Below are 14,099 nucleotides of genomic sequence, written 5' to 3' on the forward strand. Positions count from 1 at the left end.
GGGGTGCTAACCGACGGTTCCGGTAGTCGTATTAACCAGCTTGCTCGCGAACTGGTTATACGATACCGCCGCGACCACGGCGATGAGCAGCGCGGTGCCAGCCGTACCGGCGACGTCCGCTACGTCGAAGCTGGGCTTTACCACGATGATCGCCGCGATGGTTGACAGGATTCCATTCACCCACGCGGGGTACTTGCTGGTGAACTCCACCGGCACGAGTTTAAGCAGCTCAGTGATGATCAGCACGGCTGCCGCGCTTAATGCTGTTGCTTGTGTAAATATATCCATATGACCTCCAAGAATTACCTTATTTACTGCACGGCGGACGCTACGGCCTTGATCGCGCCCTTTAAGGCATTCAACTGCGCGAGGACTTCATCGTCTCCAGCAGGTACAGCCTTAAGCGCCTGATCTTGACCGCGCCACTCCCCCGAGTTCCTGACCGCATTCAGCGCCGCGTCGGCCTTCAAGCCAACCAGCGAGTTGATTGCCGCGTCGCTCTCAGGCTCCCTGTGCAGTACCGCGCGGTACAGTGCCACAACATCGTTTCTATCCATAACATCTCCTTTCTGTGGTTCCTGACTGATTACGTAGAAACCGTTTAAATCTTCGCTCCATCCCCGCAGCGTGAGCCGTCCCCCGTAATACGAGTAGAGCGCCTGCAGGCTCGAATGATGAACGGGCGTATTTGCCGTCGGGTGGGACGTCGAGTAGATGCTGCCGTCCGGCTCGCGAATCACAATGTGCCCGTCTGCGACACCTGCCATTGCGAAGTACACCGGGACCGCCACCCCATCGGGAAAGTTGGCATCACCATGCTTGCTGCGCGCTCGGTTCCACGCGTCAGTGGCTGATGACCCAGCCCAGGGCGCGCGGAAGGCCGTTTGCACATACGTCAGGCACCATCCGGGCATACACGCGATGATCGGGTTTGGTGCTATGACCTGCTGCCAGCTCATAGCCCGAACCCCTTGAGAAGTCCGTTGACCCCATCTATCAGCGGCGTGATGATCGGGACACCCTGCGCCTGTGACTGCGCTGGCGTGGTCGGTGAGGCACTTGGTGACGCACTCGTCACCGGTTCGGTCGCCGTGTTCTGATGAACAGGTTCCGTCTCGCCTGACGCCGGTGCACTTGCCTGTCCTGCACCCGGCGTTGCCGTCACAGTGACGCCAAGTCGCCGCTCCAGCGCCTCAACCCGCTGCGTGAGCGCCTTGATCTGCCCCTGCAGGTCACTGCTTCCCACCGGTTGGGGATAAACGGTGAAGATGTTGGTCTTGAAGTATGCCGACTTCTCGATGTCGTACTTGACCTTGAAGGATAGGTTCAGCGTCAACTGGTAGCGGCCCGGCGTGAAGTGGTGCTCGGAGTCTTTGATGAGGTAGGACTGGCACTTGTCGTTAACGACTCCCTGGATGCTTTTGTTGTAGAGGAAGATGCGGTCCTTGTCCGTCTTTCCCTCCGGTATGGCGAAGACAGAGCGCACACCCGTCACCGGGTAGTTCTGATCGTGGTCGCGGCAAAGGGTGTACGTGATGTCTTCACCCTCGCGTGAGTTGTTGACTATGGCGCTGGTGTAGTTCAGGAAGTTTGACGACGGCGCGTTGACGACGTTTCTCTTGTCGACCTCGGCGAGCACGTACGAGACGCTGAACCAGATCAAAGCTAGTGACACCGTAGCGACGGCGATCTGCGGCAACCGTTCAATGATCGCCCTGGGTACCGCAGCGATGTACCCGAGTGTGTTCACTGCCAGGAGTCTATGTCCTCTCATCACCACCCCCTAACAACTTCCTGATGTCACGGACACCCAACGCGATCCCACCCAAAATCCAGTACGCCACTTGTGGCACGTCGAAGCTTGGCTGGGCATCAACCCAGGCCAAGACGACCACCGCAATGATGCACACGATTTGTGTGATCTCTTTAGCTCTCTCATCACGATCCGCCATGCCTGGTCTTCCGGCTAAAAATGAGACATGAAGCCAATCGCTCGACTATGGCTGTTGTCGGCAATTCGCGACTGTGGATTATGATCCATTTTTCTTGCTCACGCTGCGTCATTCTCAGCTCCTAGCTCGTCGAAACGAGATATCCCCCGAAGTAAGTCGCAAACTGTCCGGTGCCAGTCGTAGCGTTGCTTCCCTGATTCTGGAATCCATATAGTTCGACGTAGTCGCCAATACTCAAGGAAATGAGCGGTGGTGATACCGTCCGCGTAGAATTTGAATTTGACCCCTGAGTCGACGGACCCTCATGACCCCGATAGTACTCGACACCATTCCTGTAGATCGACACAAACATGTGCGTATTCGCCAAAACCGTCATCTCAATGGCACCGCTGAACTGGTAGTAACCAGTTGCTGGCGCGACGAATCGGTAACTCGTGATCGCATCGAAGTTGGATCCGGTATCGAAGGTTTTGCTGTCGAATGGGATCTTCGTGGCTGTCCCCGATGGGAACGCATACGAAGCGTTTCGGAAGACGGCGAATTTGAAAGGGTTTGCTGCAACGGGTGCAGTTAGCCGCAAGTCTGCAACGCCGGTGACGGCACTGCCGCCCGTCACGATCTTCGCCAACCAGATGCTGTTCGCAGGAACTGTCGGCAATGCACCCCCGTTCGCTACCGGCAAGTAGCCCAACGTGCCTGCCAAGTTGGCGTACACGTACGTGTCCTGGCTTGCAGTGAAGGTCTGCGACGACACTGCGGAGAGCACCACAGGGACGAACGTTCCAGCGACGTTCAGATAGACCGTTCCCGCAGTCATCGACGCGTTCAGGCCCGAGGTCGCCGACCAGAGGCACCCACTGTCCACGTACGAGGGTCGCGTCATGGCCTTGACCATTGCCGGTGCAGAAAATACCCGCAGGTCGGTGATGTTCGGGTTCGTGATTGATGTGACGCTGGCAGCGACGGCCACCTGCGCCAGGACCACGTACGGGTTCGTTGAGCCGATAGTGCTTTGTATCTGGCTCACTGTCGGTGGATTTGGCGAACCAGCTGGCGTGCCGGCGACCGAAGCCAGCTTGAGCACGTTGTTGGTGTTGTTGACGTAGGAGCCGGACGTCGAGCCACTGACGCCCTTGTCGACGTACATGACCACGTAATCGATCCGCGGAGACGCCGCCGCGGTGGCGATGGTGACCGACTCTCCACCTGAGGTGTCGATACCAACGCGGTAGTTGTAGTTGCTGGGGCTAGTACCTGTCGGGATCAGTCCGACGCCGGGTTGCACCACCACGGTCATGTTTGGCGAGCTGTTGGCGACGACGTTCAGGCCCTGGATGATGTTCCCCGACATGGCGCGATCGAACGCCAGCATCGTCCCGTACTCGTCGGTTGTTCCGCCCCCGTAGTTCTGAACGATTTTCGCCAAAGTGGTTAGTTCCTATTTACGTTTATGTCCGCAATATAAAACAACGTGCGCGAATTTGATAGACCGAATTAGACGGCGACCTGCTCGACGGTGTACGTCCCGTCCGAGATGGTCCAGAAAGACGCGGCGATCGACAGGTCGGGGAAGGATGCGCCTGGCGACGCGATCAGGTAGAGCCGAAACTTCTGAACGCCGTTCACTGGCACGAGCGGCGCATGGGTGGAGTAGAGCGTCCCCGTGCCGGACACGGTCGTGTACTGAAAGCCGAAGTCGAACACGATAGTTGGATTCAACACCTTGCCCTTCGGCGTCACGGTGAACTCAACGCACTGCGGCGTGGAGGTGGTGAGGTTCATCAGGTTGATGTCGTTGTTGCTGGTCGTGTTGTACAGGCGGTACGTACGCACGGTGTTCGCCCCGAAGGGTTGGTTCTTCGAGCGGGCTTCGTCGGTGGCGGTCTGCAGATCCGAGATGGTTTGCACTAACGCGCTTCCGCTTTGTCGACCGAGGCGGCTCATAGGTTCCTCTCGAACGTCACCGTCATCGGCACCGTGCTGTAGATGTGTGCCTTGAAGTAGAACGACTGGCTGCTCACCGCCTTGCGTGCGCTGATGGACAGCCAGTACTGCGTCTTCGTGGGGTCGTCAGTGATGATCTGGTTGAAGGTCACCAGATAGTCGGTGTTGAGCTTGTCGATGTAAGGCGTCGATAGGTTCGGGATCCATAGCTCAGGCGTGAACGTGGACAAGAACGTGCCGTTGTCGACTGAAGTGGCGGTGACGATCAACAGGGCCAACGTTTGGTTCGATCCCGACGATGAGCTCAGCGTTCCCGTCATGTCGTAGGTACCCGCGCTCGAGTACTCGTAGAGCTTGGCCTCGACGAACTGGGTGGAGGTGCGGAGCTCGCGCAGGTTGTCCGCCATCGTGTTGACGGTCTCGACCAGTTGGTTCTCCGGAAGTAAGCCGACGCGAGTCTTCACCATGTCATCGTCCACCCGCCCGGGCACGTCGTCATGGTTCGTACCTTCATGTAGACCGTCGCCCCGCTGCTGCCGGCCTCGATGGCGATGATCCAGCCGACCTTGTTCGGACCGAAGTAGGTGCCGTTAATTTCCCACGAGTAGCCCGTGCCGGTTGAGTCGACCTGCAAGTAGTCCGATAGCCGATGTGCCGAGTCGGTGCCACCGTTGTAGACCGCGACGTAGGGCACCCCGTAGGGGAACGCCTGGGTGTTGTTGCCCGTGAACAGCAGGTAGAAGAACGCTGCTTGGTTGGCGGGGACCGAATACCCGTTGACATCAAACGCGTTGGCGGTCTGAGAGATGAACGAACGCTTTACCAGCGCCCGCCCCACCGGCTGTCGGCTGCGCAGCGTCTCGATGTTTGTCGAGATGTCACCGATGACGGTGGCCGCCATGTTGTCGATGGTGCCGCCCAGCCTATTCACTCTGATTGACTCCGTAGTTGTCGAAGGTCAACACGATCTCGCGCTCGAAGTCGTTCTCATCTATGGACACGTCCATCTGCTCGATGCGGTAGAGCCCGCTGACGCTCTTGAGCCAGCTGTGGGCCTGCACCTGCAGCGGGATCCGGTCGCCGATACTCAGGAAGTTCTTGCCGACCATCTGGCCGGTGATGGTCACCTTTGGCAGCTCCAGTACATCCTTGGCCAGGCTCAGGGCCGTCATGGTGTTCTGGTCGAGTGTCGGTTGCAGCACGACACTGTTGAACTGCGAGATGGTTTCGCGCAGGTAGTAGTTGAGCTGACTGGCCGTGTCCCCTTGCGTGCTGGTCAGCTGGTCGGTTCCGTACCCCGAGCCGATGCCATAGACCTTGTTGAACAGGTTGATACCGCTGCGCGACATGGTGAAGCCGGCGACGTTGCCGAGCGGGCCGCCATAGATGAAGTTCAGGTCTTGCCGTCTGGCTCCGAGCTTCTGGTAGGTCTTGAACTGCTTGTCCCAGGTGAAGGCGAAGTCAAACGGGGAGTCCGACAGCGCCGCCAACTCCTGGATCTTCAGCTTGATGTTGTCGCGCTGGTATGTCCGGTCGGTCAGCAACCCCGTGGCGTATTGGCCTGCGGGTACCGTGACTCCGACGCTGCCATTGGTCTGTGCCTGCGTGGTGGTGATGAGGTCGGTGGCGATCGCCGTTCGCTCGACCTGCGTGTACAGGTTCGATGTGTAGCGATCCTTGAAGAGGTTGAGGTAGCCGGTGCAGGTGATGTTGACCATAAAGTCCGTCCCCCTGCCACCCTGCCCGGGTGAACTTGAGTCGGCCGACATCGTGAACGACACGTCGACCACTTGAACTCCAAACAGGTACTGGCCCGCTCGCTTGACCTTGACGTCGGTGACGTAGGGCGCAAGCAGCGTCGCGGGATCGACTCCGCCGAGGTGCTTGGCACAGAAGCTTTCAAACTTGAACAGACCGACACTGAAGGTGAGCGTCTCGGCCTCGTTGCGCTGCAACGTGTAGCGCCGATTGACGCACAACTGGCTGATGTCAGCGATGCGGCTGCCGCTGGGGCTCCACAGCTCGATCTCGTACAAGCGGGGTGAACCGAAGTCCATTCAGATCCCCTGGTACCCCGTCCGATAGGAGACGGTGGCCACGACGGTGTCAGTGCTGTTATTCGTGCTCAAGGCGACGCTGTTGTTGCCGGGAACAAGCGACCACCAGGTGCTGGCAGACGTCATGTAAGGCAGTATCGAGCCGCCGTTGAGCAGAACCGTCCTGTTCTTCATGTCGATGACGACAATGTCCCCAGCGGCCGTCGTGAGGCCGCTGAGCGTGAAGAACTGCCCCGTGGTCTTGTTCATGATCATCGGGCTGCTCATTTGGTTGGTGAGCGTGATGACCGGATAGGTGGGGACGGTGCCGGTGTTGTTGATCGTGGTCGGTTGCGCTCCCGGTGCCCAGACGACTGGTGTCCAGGCAATCGGCCACGTCACGCCGCCCCCGATGGACAAGTTGACCGTAGCTGTGTTCGCCCCGCCAGTTGAGTTGTCGTAGATGGTCGGGTCAGGGGCAATGAGTGTCAGCTTGAATGGGGCGTAGTTGATGGACTTGCGCACCGGGATATCGAGCGAGTCGATGTAGCAGTTGATCAGGTAGGAGTTGCCCGCCTTGGTCACGATCGTGAGGGCGATGGCTGATGCGGACGCGGCCGCGATCAGTGCCCGCCGGTTGGCTTCGACGCCGGCAGCACCCGCCGAACTGAACAGACTCCCGGTGAAGGTAATGAGTCGCATGCCGTAGAACTGCGCGCCGACATACCCGCCGTCGCGTCCACTGTAGGTGCCGGTACTGGTACGAATGGGCGCGAGGCCAAGCCCATCGATCGGCTCGTCGAGGTAGATGCCAAGCCCGCTGTTTGGGTCGTTCAAAGTCAGGCCGTTCAGGGTGACGATCATGGCAGTGCCAACCTCCACCCGATATCAGCGAGAAATCGCTGAACGTCCAGTTCGTTGTGCACGTGCAGGTTTGCGATGCTGAGCGAGGCGTTGCCGCCGCCACTTCCACCGTCTGACAGCATGCGTCGTGTCTCACTCGCCGTGTAGACGGTCGAGCCCCGCGGAGCCCTGATGAGCTCCGGTCCTTCCTCACCGGCGAGGAACGTGCCGCCAGGTGTGAAGTCCGTGCCGCGGGCGAAGCGCGGGATGGAGATCTTTGGTGAGCCCGGCAGGCTCTTGAGCGCGCCGTTGATTCCACCCTCCAGGAGCGCGATGAGCGCGTTGCCGATCCCCTTGGCCGAACCCGATATTGCTGCACCCCAGTTGAAGCCCTTGACGAAGTCGAACATGCCCAGCACCGAGTTTCGTATGCCTCCAAGTCCTCCTTCGACGATGCCTTTGAGCCATGCGACCCCTCCGTCCCAACCAATCTTGATGCCCTTGACCATTACGTCACCGACGCCGGCGAAGAAGCCCTTGATAGGGGCCGTGACGAAGTCACCTACCGCCTTGAGTGAGACGAGTATCCAGTCGCCAATCGGCCCGGCGATCGGAATCTTCGCGAGTACACCTCCTAGAGCTCCGACAACTTTGGCAGGCATGAAGCCGAGCGATATGAGTAACAAGGCGAAGTCAAGGGGGTTCTGGACGGCGTAGTTGAAGATGCCCTGGATAAAACCGCTTATCAGTCCTTCCGCGATCTTGATCAGTGACGGTGTCGATTTGGCGACCAGCGCATCAGTGTTGGCCGCCATCGCCCCAAGCATCCGCACGATGCCATTGGTGATGTTCTCCGTGTGTTGTTCCCACGGGAAACTCGCGAACTTGTCGATCCAGGAACCGAGGATGCCGTTGATGTCGAGGCCGCGAAGATCGTTCCCGATCATGTCGATAGCACCCTTGAACCCGCCACTCTTGAGAGCGTCCGAGGTGCGATCCATGTACCGGGCCACCTGACCAATCGTGCTGTCGGCCGCGGACTTGGGCTTCTCCCAGCCTGGCGTCTTGGCGAGGTCGTTGATGTGAGTGATCGAATCGTTCGTCGAGGTGATCAGCTGATCGAACAGCCGCTTGCTTGATGACTCCAGGGGCGCGAAGTTCAGGCCCAGCAGGTTGCCGAACGCATAGAGCAAGCCGCCACCACCGGCGATCAGCCCGGTCACTCCGAGAATGGCGGTCGCGAACAGTCCGAGCCCTGAGCTGATCGTGAAGACGTTGGCCATGAAGCCGAGCAGGCCACCAGCAGCGGTTGCGACGGGACCACCGAACGCCGCGAAGTAAACTGCCATCTTGCCCAGCGGAGTGTTGGCGTCCAGTACCCGTTGCGCGACCATGAGGATCGTCTCGTTGAACCGAGTCAATACCGGAGCGGTGAGGGTGCCGACCTGAACCTTGAGCCCGTTGGCGCTGTCGGTTAGATCCTTCTGCGACTGAATATATGTCGCGATCGCCCCCGCGGTCTTGTCCGTAATCGTTAGTCCGAGCTTGGCTGCTTGATCCTCCAACTGTCGGATTCCGTCACTACCCAGGTTGAGCACCTTGATCATGTCGGTGCCCTGACGGCCGAAGAGCTTCAATGCCGCGTTGGTCTTGTCGACACCGTTAGGCATGTCTTTGAACTTGTCAGCGACGTCGAACAACACCGAAGACAAGGAACGCGTCGAGCCGTCCGCATTCTGGGTGTTGATGTGCATGTCTTTGAGCTCGTCGCTGTTCTCGGCGATCTGTTTGGCCAACATGCGAAGTGGTACTGAGGCTTGGTCGGCACCCATGCCCATACGTTGGAAGACGTAGATCAGCTTTGAGCTGTCTTCGATGGTGTCACCGCTTTGACGCGACAGTGCTCGGGCCGACGCCACGAGCTGCGAGGTGTAGTCGATGCTCTGCTTCTCGAACGCGGTCAGCCCGACGCCGAGTGCGCCCAACGCGACCGCGGCTTGGTTCATCCCGGTCTGAACGCTGCGGGCCATCGTGCCCACGGAGCCGGTGATATTGCTGGCAACCTTGCCAAAGACCCCTGAGGTCTCATCTTTGGTCTGTAGCAGGATTGAGATTATGTTTGCCATATGGAGTTATGCCGATGACTATTGCGACTGGGCCGCCTGTCGATCTGCGTTCAATTTATCACGCTCGGCGTCGAGCGACCATACGAAGAACGCGCGCTCTATCTCTTGAAATGGGTCGGCGGCCGCCTCGTTGTAAGATATGCCACGCTTATCGGCGTAACGCACTAACATGATGTCCATCTCGACATCGTGCGGAATGTTCGCGCTCATCTCGTGGACTATCGCGTCGCGGTACTTTTCTCGTCGCCAATAGATTGCATCGAGCTCAGCGCCGCTTCGCGTAACGCTTTTGGGTCGAGGTCGCTCCTTATGCAGGCCGCGGCGATCTTGTCACTCAAATCCGGCAGCTCGACGACGTCGTCCACAGTCAGGTCGCCAACCGATTCCTTACCGTCATCGTCGACCACCAGGCCCCGACAGCTGACGAAATGCTCGCGAATGAGGTCGTCTTGCAACACGTCACCGTTGGCGTCCTTGGCTTGGGCACGGGTGAAGAAGCCTTTGACTTCCTCTGTAGTGCAGGGACGTACGACCGCATAGCAATCATTTCCCCAGCCCTCGTAGAGCCCGGTCAGGTCGATCTTCTTGTTCGCTACGACGCGGACCATTACGCGGTGTATCCCGTCTGCGTGTTCGTCAGCACAGCACGTACGAGGTAGCCGGCGACCGTATCCAGCTCGCCGTCAATGGTGAGCGTCTGCTCGACGTAGTTGCCAAGGTCGGTATTCATGCCGAAGTCATTCACGCGCGCCCGCGGGACGGTAAAGGTCAACGTCGGGTTGGTAGCCGTGCCGATGGTGACGTCGGTGTTGCTGGCCGTCACCTGGAACGCCTGGATTGTGTTGTTGTACCAGAGGTCTTCGTAGGTGGTGTTGCGGTAGCGCAGCACGACTTCGCTGCTGATCTCGAACTCACCGAGGTCGAACGAGGCTGGTTCGCTTGCGTGCAGCGGTATGTACGGATCGACAGGTCGAACCAACTTGATGGTGATCGTCTTGACGTCGACTTCTGACGCGGCTGCGAGGCCCGCGACGTTGTTCGCCAGCTTGGCGAACACGTGCGTGCTCGTGAACTCGCGCTCATAGACAAAGCTGCGAGTGTCGGTGCCGGTCGCTCCCTTCTTGGCTGAGATCTTGCCGCTGACGGTCAGCCAACCACCAGTCTCGATCTTGATCTCGACGTCCGAGATGTAGCTCATGGCGTGACGACGGTTCGTCTTGGGATCAATACGGGTGGTCGTCAGCGCTGGTGGTAAGACCGTCGAACTGATGTCGAAGGTGTGATTCTTGACCGTTCCCGAGGCGTCCGCATTGGCGGTGGTGACTGGTGCACCAATGACATTGGCCAGGATGTAGCCGATGCTGATGTCGCCGACCTTGCCTTCGAACTTGCCGTCTGCCCAGAACGCGACGTCAGCGCTGTCGTTGTACTTCTCGTTGCGCCCCATTGCGCTCTCATTCTTGATGTTCGTCTTGCGACGCTGAAAGTCCAGCGACAAGTGCTTGAAGAAGAAGCTAGGGGCAACCGATGTGCCCGGTGTGGTCTCGACTCCAAAACCAATTGATACTCTGCGACCTAGAAACGGATCATTTGGCGGCATCTACTTCCTCTTGCTCTTTCTTCTTCAGCTTCTTGAGTGCCTCCTCTGATGACTCCGCCTCGACGCTGTGACCACTGTCCGGGAAGAAGTAGTGTTTCTTCTTGGCAATGACCTGATCGGCGACGTCTTTCTTTGAGTTCTCGTCTGCGCTTTTATTGCTATTCATAGCGATAATTTAACACCTAATATAAATCTTTTGAATAGCGAACTTCTACATCGACGTCGCACGCCAGCATTACTCCTGCCGTCGTCGATAGCGTCGACCATGTCGCACGTCGTGAATCGAGCAGCAACGTATTCAATTGAGGGTCGGCAGTATGCAGCGCGCTCGTCACGTCGCCGATGGCGATCGCGTCGATCATCTTGTCGGTCAGGTCGTACAGCCAGTCGGTGGTTTCCTGGTCAACGTCGTTCCCGTCGAGCGGCACATACACGCGCAGCACGAAGTTCACCGTGCGATCTTGCTGCGCCACCGAGCCGGGATCGGTCGGGTAATCGTTCGGCAGCACCTGGCATACCGGCACCCCATCGAACACAGTCTTGGTCGAGGCGGTGACGTGATGGAACGCCGGCGTCTCGCCGTTGCCGTCACGGTCAATGGTGATGTCGCTCATGACCACCATGAGGGCGTCTCTGATCTGGCGACTCTTGCCCTTAAACGCGGCCATTGTTCATCTCCCGCACGAACGCCGCGACGTCATCGGCCATGTCGCGCTCAACCACTGGGCGCATCGCGTCGTAGGTCGGTCGGATGAATGGGTGCGCCACCGTCCCCTTGGCCGCGATCGACGCTTGCACGGCGTACGGATTCAACCCCTTCTGATCCGCCCAGCGGGCGAGTGGCGTTCCCGGTGCCGCGCTGACATGTCGCGGTGGACTCCCCCACTCCACGGCTTCGGCGTACGACGCCGTCGGGCGGATTTCTGCTGAGAGTCCATGCGTGTCGATCGTGTATGTGACTGAGCGACGCAGGTCTCCCGTCACGCCGACACCCGCTCTCTCGCGCATTTCGCGTTGGATTCGGATCGCATTGCGCAGTGTCATCTTGCTGAACCGCGCCACTGCCGCTGCTGGAGCGCGTCTGAACAGGTCTGCGACCTGTTGCTGATCGATCTTGATGTTGAACTGCACTGCGTCCATCAGCGGCTCTCCCGCGACGCTACGACCGCCTGATGACTTACCGGCCCGAAGCCGACGAAGGGGCTGACTGACGTGACCGCGAAGGTGTCGTCGCCTTGCTTCAATGAGTCACCTTCACGCACGTCGATATCCGGAGGGAAGTAGACCCGAAACGTCTTGCCCACCTCCCAGCTGTTGCGGATCGATCGTTCGGCGTTGGCAGCGATGAACAGACAGTCAACGTCGGACGTAAGCAACGTCTTGGCACGCTGGCTCGAGCTGACGCGTTGGTTGCGCCAGATATCGCAGCTGTCTTTGAACATGGTGTTGTCCATCAGAGGTGCCTCTTGGCGTAGCTCTTGATGACTGACATGTTCAGGTCGTTCTGACTGGTCGGTGCCGCCCCACCGAGCCCGCTGCTGCGAACCGAGCCGGCGTACTGAACCCGGTACGAATCAATGGACGTGGCCACGATGTCGCGCCCACCAGCGGAGGCGTAGTTGTAAAGGCCGATCGCGATCGCGAGCGTCGCCTGCACCAGGTCGTCGGGCACCTCGGCGACGCCGTAGGTGTAACTCACCCCGACGTAGCCGGGGCCATAGCCGCCTGACGCGCCGTAGCCCAACAGGTTAATCCGGCCGGCTCCCTCGTAGTACCAGGCACTCTGGTCAACAGTGCTCTGCGGTGTGCCGGGCCGGCCGAACGTCAGCCCATCGACGCTCACCACGTCCATCTGACGGAGCCACAGGGACGTGCTCAGGTCGTAGCGCTCATTCGTGACGGTCCGTGTCTCGCCCCACACCCGGTGGGTCACCGTCTCGACGTATTGGTTGGCAGCGTTGACCGCTTGAGCAGCAATACCGTCGGAGAGCTGTTTGCCCGCATAGGTGTTGAGGTCTTCGACGGAAATAATACTGCTCATTGATGTGGTTAATATAAAACAAACACCGCGCCTTTGAAAGCGCGGTGCAAGTAACTTTGTGTTGCGTGTTATTTTTTCTTCGCGGTAGCTGCTGGTTTGTCGGCAGCAGGTGCAGGGTCGACGACCGCTTGCGGAGCGACCGGAACATCGACGTTGTCGGTTTCGGTCTTAGTCAGGTCAACGTCAGCTACGTGAGCTGGCTCATTGTTTCTGCTTGCCTCGCGGGCGGCTTCCTCGGCCGTGACCGGGTGGTCAACGTCCGTGTGTTCGCCTTCCTTGTACAGCTTGACGCCCTCAGGGCTGCGATCTTGCAGCTTCTTCAGGTGGTCGAACTGATCACTGTCGACGGCGATGACGTCACCGAGGCAACCGTAGCCCCAGACATCAGCGAGTAGTGTAATTGTCTTTGCCATGTTCTATTCTCCTTCCTCAATTAGCTGGCGATCACGCCAGAAAGTTTCGCGAATGCCTGGCTCAGGATCGGCATACCGGCGACGCGTTTCACGACGCGCAAGCTGATCTGGTTGGTCGCGAAGTCGTTGGCGTTCGTGCCGTAGTCGATCGACAGGCCTTGACGGTCACCGATGATGTAGTTCTGCCCGAAGGTGCCGAACCACAGCTCGGTCGCGTTCGTACCCGCGCCCAAGTTCGATGGGATCTCGTCGACGATGTAGACCGGACGGCCGAGCAACGTTGGTGGATTGCCGTTCGCCAGTCCGTCGCGCCAGATCGGACGACCCTGCGTGTCTCGGAGGTTGGTCAATGCCAATGCCCCAGCGCTCGAAGTCACGAAGACAGCGTTGCTGCGGTAGGCGGTGCCGAGTGCGAACATCAGCTTGGTCACATCGCTGTAGCTGACAGTTGCGCCGGCTTGTGCGACTGCGGTCGGTGTGATGTACGAGCTACGGAAGCCGTATGGCTGACCGCTCCCCGTGCCGTTGGTGAACGCCTGGTTCTCTTGCAAGGCCAGAGCGAGCGCGAAGCGTTGCTCGACCCACGTCTGGAGGTCAGGCACGACTGCCGCGTCTTGGAGCACCTGGTTTGAGAACGTGTCGAGGCCGGCCACTTCGTATGGAGTCAGCACGTTCGGTGCGAATACTTCTTGCGACGCCGTGATCGCGCCGGCTTCGGCAACCCAGTACGCCTGGACGACTGACGCCTCACTTGGCAGTTGTAGCTGTGCCGGCATGTTCGAGATGACTTTCGAGATTTGGCGGATCGGTGACACGTAGAGCATCTGCGTGATGATGCTGTCGGCGACAGTGGTTGGAACCAGGATTCCGCCGGCGGTACCCGCACCGGGAGTACCGATGACTTGGCCTTTGGATTCGTACTGCTTCGAGACCTGGGCGTTTACCTCGTCGCGTTGTGTGCCGTCGCGACTGGCCAATGCTTTGTAGAATGCGCTCGCAAGCTGTGCGTCCTCGTTGGACTCGTTCTTGCGTACGCTCTGGTAGGTCGTGGTGTTGTCTTTGGCTTTTTCTTTTTGCAGCTCTTTGAGTCGAGCGTCTATATAATCTTTACGTTTTGTCATATCACCCCCTTTAGGGATATGTA

General features: G+C 58.9%; 20 protein-coding genes. All 20 read right to left on the reverse strand.

What is annotated here, in order from left to right:
* Window positions 1-6: 6 nt before the first annotated feature.
* Window positions 7-246, reverse strand: a complete 240-nt coding sequence (locus tag BW971_RS13385) for a hypothetical protein (RefSeq protein ID WP_076480394.1) — start codon at window positions 244-246, stop codon at window positions 7-9.
* Window positions 247-311: 65 nt separating this feature from the next.
* A complete protein-coding gene (locus BW971_RS13390) occupies window positions 312-959 on the reverse strand; it encodes a hypothetical protein (RefSeq protein WP_143690357.1) in 648 nt (215 codons plus the stop codon).
* Complete coding sequence (locus tag BW971_RS13395; RefSeq protein WP_076480398.1) at window positions 956-1,750, reverse strand: hypothetical protein; 795 nt, start codon at window positions 1,748-1,750, stop codon at window positions 956-958. Before BW971_RS13395 ends, BW971_RS13390 begins: the two co-directional genes overlap by 4 nt.
* Before the next feature lie 323 nt (window positions 1,751-2,073).
* On the reverse strand, window positions 2,074-3,324 hold the full coding sequence (locus BW971_RS13405) for a C1q-like domain-containing protein (protein ID WP_143690358.1): 1,251 nt from the start codon (window positions 3,322-3,324) through the stop codon (window positions 2,074-2,076).
* 122 nt (window positions 3,325-3,446) lie between these two features.
* The gene (locus BW971_RS13410) at window positions 3,447-3,896 is read right to left on the reverse strand and encodes a hypothetical protein (RefSeq protein WP_143690359.1); all 450 of its coding nucleotides are present in this window, start codon (window positions 3,894-3,896) and stop codon (window positions 3,447-3,449) included.
* Window positions 3,893-4,363 (reverse strand): hypothetical protein, encoded by a 471-nt coding sequence (locus BW971_RS13415; protein WP_143690360.1) that lies wholly within the window; start codon window positions 4,361-4,363, stop codon window positions 3,893-3,895. Before BW971_RS13415 ends, BW971_RS13410 begins: the two co-directional genes overlap by 4 nt.
* Complete coding sequence (locus BW971_RS13420) at window positions 4,357-4,797, reverse strand: hypothetical protein (protein ID WP_143690361.1); 441 nt, start codon at window positions 4,795-4,797, stop codon at window positions 4,357-4,359. Before BW971_RS13420 ends, BW971_RS13415 begins: the two co-directional genes overlap by 7 nt.
* A 22-nt stretch (window positions 4,798-4,819) precedes the next feature.
* The gene (locus BW971_RS13425) at window positions 4,820-5,932 is read right to left on the reverse strand and encodes a hypothetical protein (RefSeq protein ID WP_159441863.1); all 1,113 of its coding nucleotides are present in this window, start codon (window positions 5,930-5,932) and stop codon (window positions 4,820-4,822) included.
* 21 nt (window positions 5,933-5,953) lie between these two features.
* Entirely contained in the window at window positions 5,954-6,796 is an 843-nt protein-coding gene (locus BW971_RS13430; protein WP_143690362.1) for a phage distal tail protein, read from the reverse strand.
* Entirely contained in the window at window positions 6,793-8,901 is a 2,109-nt protein-coding gene (locus BW971_RS13435) for a phage tail tape measure protein (RefSeq protein ID WP_143690363.1), read from the reverse strand. Before BW971_RS13435 ends, BW971_RS13430 begins: the two co-directional genes overlap by 4 nt.
* Window positions 8,902-8,919: 18 nt before the next feature.
* Window positions 8,920-9,111, reverse strand: a complete 192-nt coding sequence (locus BW971_RS13440; protein WP_076480413.1) for a hypothetical protein — start codon at window positions 9,109-9,111, stop codon at window positions 8,920-8,922.
* Between the two features lie 8 nt (window positions 9,112-9,119).
* A complete protein-coding gene (locus tag BW971_RS13445) occupies window positions 9,120-9,509 on the reverse strand; it encodes a hypothetical protein (protein ID WP_076480415.1) in 390 nt (129 codons plus the stop codon).
* A complete protein-coding gene (locus BW971_RS13450) occupies window positions 9,509-10,501 on the reverse strand; it encodes a phage tail tube protein (RefSeq protein WP_234974403.1) in 993 nt (330 codons plus the stop codon). The genes BW971_RS13445 and BW971_RS13450 overlap by 1 nt, the downstream gene beginning before the upstream one ends.
* Window positions 10,488-10,667 (reverse strand): hypothetical protein, encoded by a 180-nt coding sequence (locus BW971_RS13455; protein WP_076480419.1) that lies wholly within the window; start codon window positions 10,665-10,667, stop codon window positions 10,488-10,490. The genes BW971_RS13450 and BW971_RS13455 overlap by 14 nt, the downstream gene beginning before the upstream one ends.
* Before the next feature lie 16 nt (window positions 10,668-10,683).
* Complete coding sequence (locus BW971_RS13460; RefSeq protein WP_076480421.1) at window positions 10,684-11,169, reverse strand: hypothetical protein; 486 nt, start codon at window positions 11,167-11,169, stop codon at window positions 10,684-10,686.
* Window positions 11,156-11,641: an HK97 gp10 family phage protein gene (locus BW971_RS13465; RefSeq protein WP_076480423.1), complete on the reverse strand. Its 486-nt coding sequence runs from the start codon at window positions 11,639-11,641 to the stop codon at window positions 11,156-11,158. The genes BW971_RS13460 and BW971_RS13465 overlap by 14 nt, the downstream gene beginning before the upstream one ends.
* Entirely contained in the window at window positions 11,641-11,955 is a 315-nt protein-coding gene (locus BW971_RS13470) for a hypothetical protein (protein ID WP_076480425.1), read from the reverse strand. The genes BW971_RS13465 and BW971_RS13470 overlap by 1 nt, the downstream gene beginning before the upstream one ends.
* Window positions 11,955-12,542 carry a hypothetical protein gene (locus BW971_RS13475; RefSeq protein WP_076480427.1) on the reverse strand — a complete coding sequence of 196 codons (588 nt, stop codon included), beginning with the start codon at window positions 12,540-12,542 and terminating at the stop codon, window positions 11,955-11,957. The genes BW971_RS13470 and BW971_RS13475 overlap by 1 nt, the downstream gene beginning before the upstream one ends.
* Before the next feature lie 68 nt (window positions 12,543-12,610).
* Window positions 12,611-12,955 carry a hypothetical protein gene (locus tag BW971_RS21220; RefSeq protein ID WP_143690365.1) on the reverse strand — a complete coding sequence of 115 codons (345 nt, stop codon included), beginning with the start codon at window positions 12,953-12,955 and terminating at the stop codon, window positions 12,611-12,613.
* 20 nt (window positions 12,956-12,975) lie between these two features.
* Entirely contained in the window at window positions 12,976-14,076 is a 1,101-nt protein-coding gene (locus BW971_RS13485; RefSeq protein ID WP_076480431.1) for a phage major capsid protein, read from the reverse strand.
* Window positions 14,077-14,099 lie beyond the last annotated feature (23 nt).

Source organism: Williamsia sterculiae, from assembly GCF_900156495.1.
GTDB lineage: Bacteria > Actinomycetota > Actinomycetes > Mycobacteriales > Mycobacteriaceae > Williamsia_B > Williamsia_B sterculiae.

Coding starts and splice junctions, on each gene's coding strand:
- BW971_RS21220 (WP_143690365.1), bottom strand. CDS start 12,955: ATGGCAAAGACAATTACACTACTCGCTGATGTCTGGGGCTACGGTTGC.
- BW971_RS13475 (WP_076480427.1), bottom strand. CDS start 12,542: ATGAGCAGTATTATTTCCGTCGAAGACCTCAACACCTATGCGGGCAAA.
- BW971_RS13435 (WP_143690363.1), bottom strand. CDS start 8,901: ATGGCAAACATAATCTCAATCCTGCTACAGACCAAAGATGAGACCTCA.
- BW971_RS13390 (WP_143690357.1), bottom strand. CDS start 959: ATGAGCTGGCAGCAGGTCATAGCACCAAACCCGATCATCGCGTGTATG.
- BW971_RS13410 (WP_143690359.1), bottom strand. CDS start 3,896: ATGAGCCGCCTCGGTCGACAAAGCGGAAGCGCGTTAGTGCAAACCATC.
- BW971_RS13470 (WP_076480425.1), bottom strand. CDS start 11,955: ATGGACAACACCATGTTCAAAGACAGCTGCGATATCTGGCGCAACCAA.
- BW971_RS13465 (WP_076480423.1), bottom strand. CDS start 11,641: ATGGACGCAGTGCAGTTCAACATCAAGATCGATCAGCAACAGGTCGCA.
- BW971_RS13430 (WP_143690362.1), bottom strand. CDS start 6,796: ATGATCGTCACCCTGAACGGCCTGACTTTGAACGACCCAAACAGCGGG.
- BW971_RS13450 (WP_234974403.1), bottom strand. CDS start 10,501: ATGCCGCCAAATGATCCGTTTCTAGGTCGCAGAGTATCAATTGGTTTT.
- BW971_RS13460 (WP_076480421.1), bottom strand. CDS start 11,169: ATGGCCGCGTTTAAGGGCAAGAGTCGCCAGATCAGAGACGCCCTCATG.
- BW971_RS13420 (WP_143690361.1), bottom strand. CDS start 4,797: ATGGCGGCCACCGTCATCGGTGACATCTCGACAAACATCGAGACGCTG.
- BW971_RS13445 (WP_076480415.1), bottom strand. CDS start 9,509: ATGGTCCGCGTCGTAGCGAACAAGAAGATCGACCTGACCGGGCTCTAC.
- BW971_RS13455 (WP_076480419.1), bottom strand. CDS start 10,667: ATGAATAGCAATAAAAGCGCAGACGAGAACTCAAAGAAAGACGTCGCC.
- BW971_RS13415 (WP_143690360.1), bottom strand. CDS start 4,363: ATGGTGAAGACTCGCGTCGGCTTACTTCCGGAGAACCAACTGGTCGAG.
- BW971_RS13440 (WP_076480413.1), bottom strand. CDS start 9,111: ATGAGCGCGAACATTCCGCACGATGTCGAGATGGACATCATGTTAGTG.
- BW971_RS13485 (WP_076480431.1), bottom strand. CDS start 14,076: ATGACAAAACGTAAAGATTATATAGACGCTCGACTCAAAGAGCTGCAA.
- BW971_RS13405 (WP_143690358.1), bottom strand. CDS start 3,324: ATGCTGGCGTTCGATCGCGCCATGTCGGGGAACATCATCCAGGGCCTG.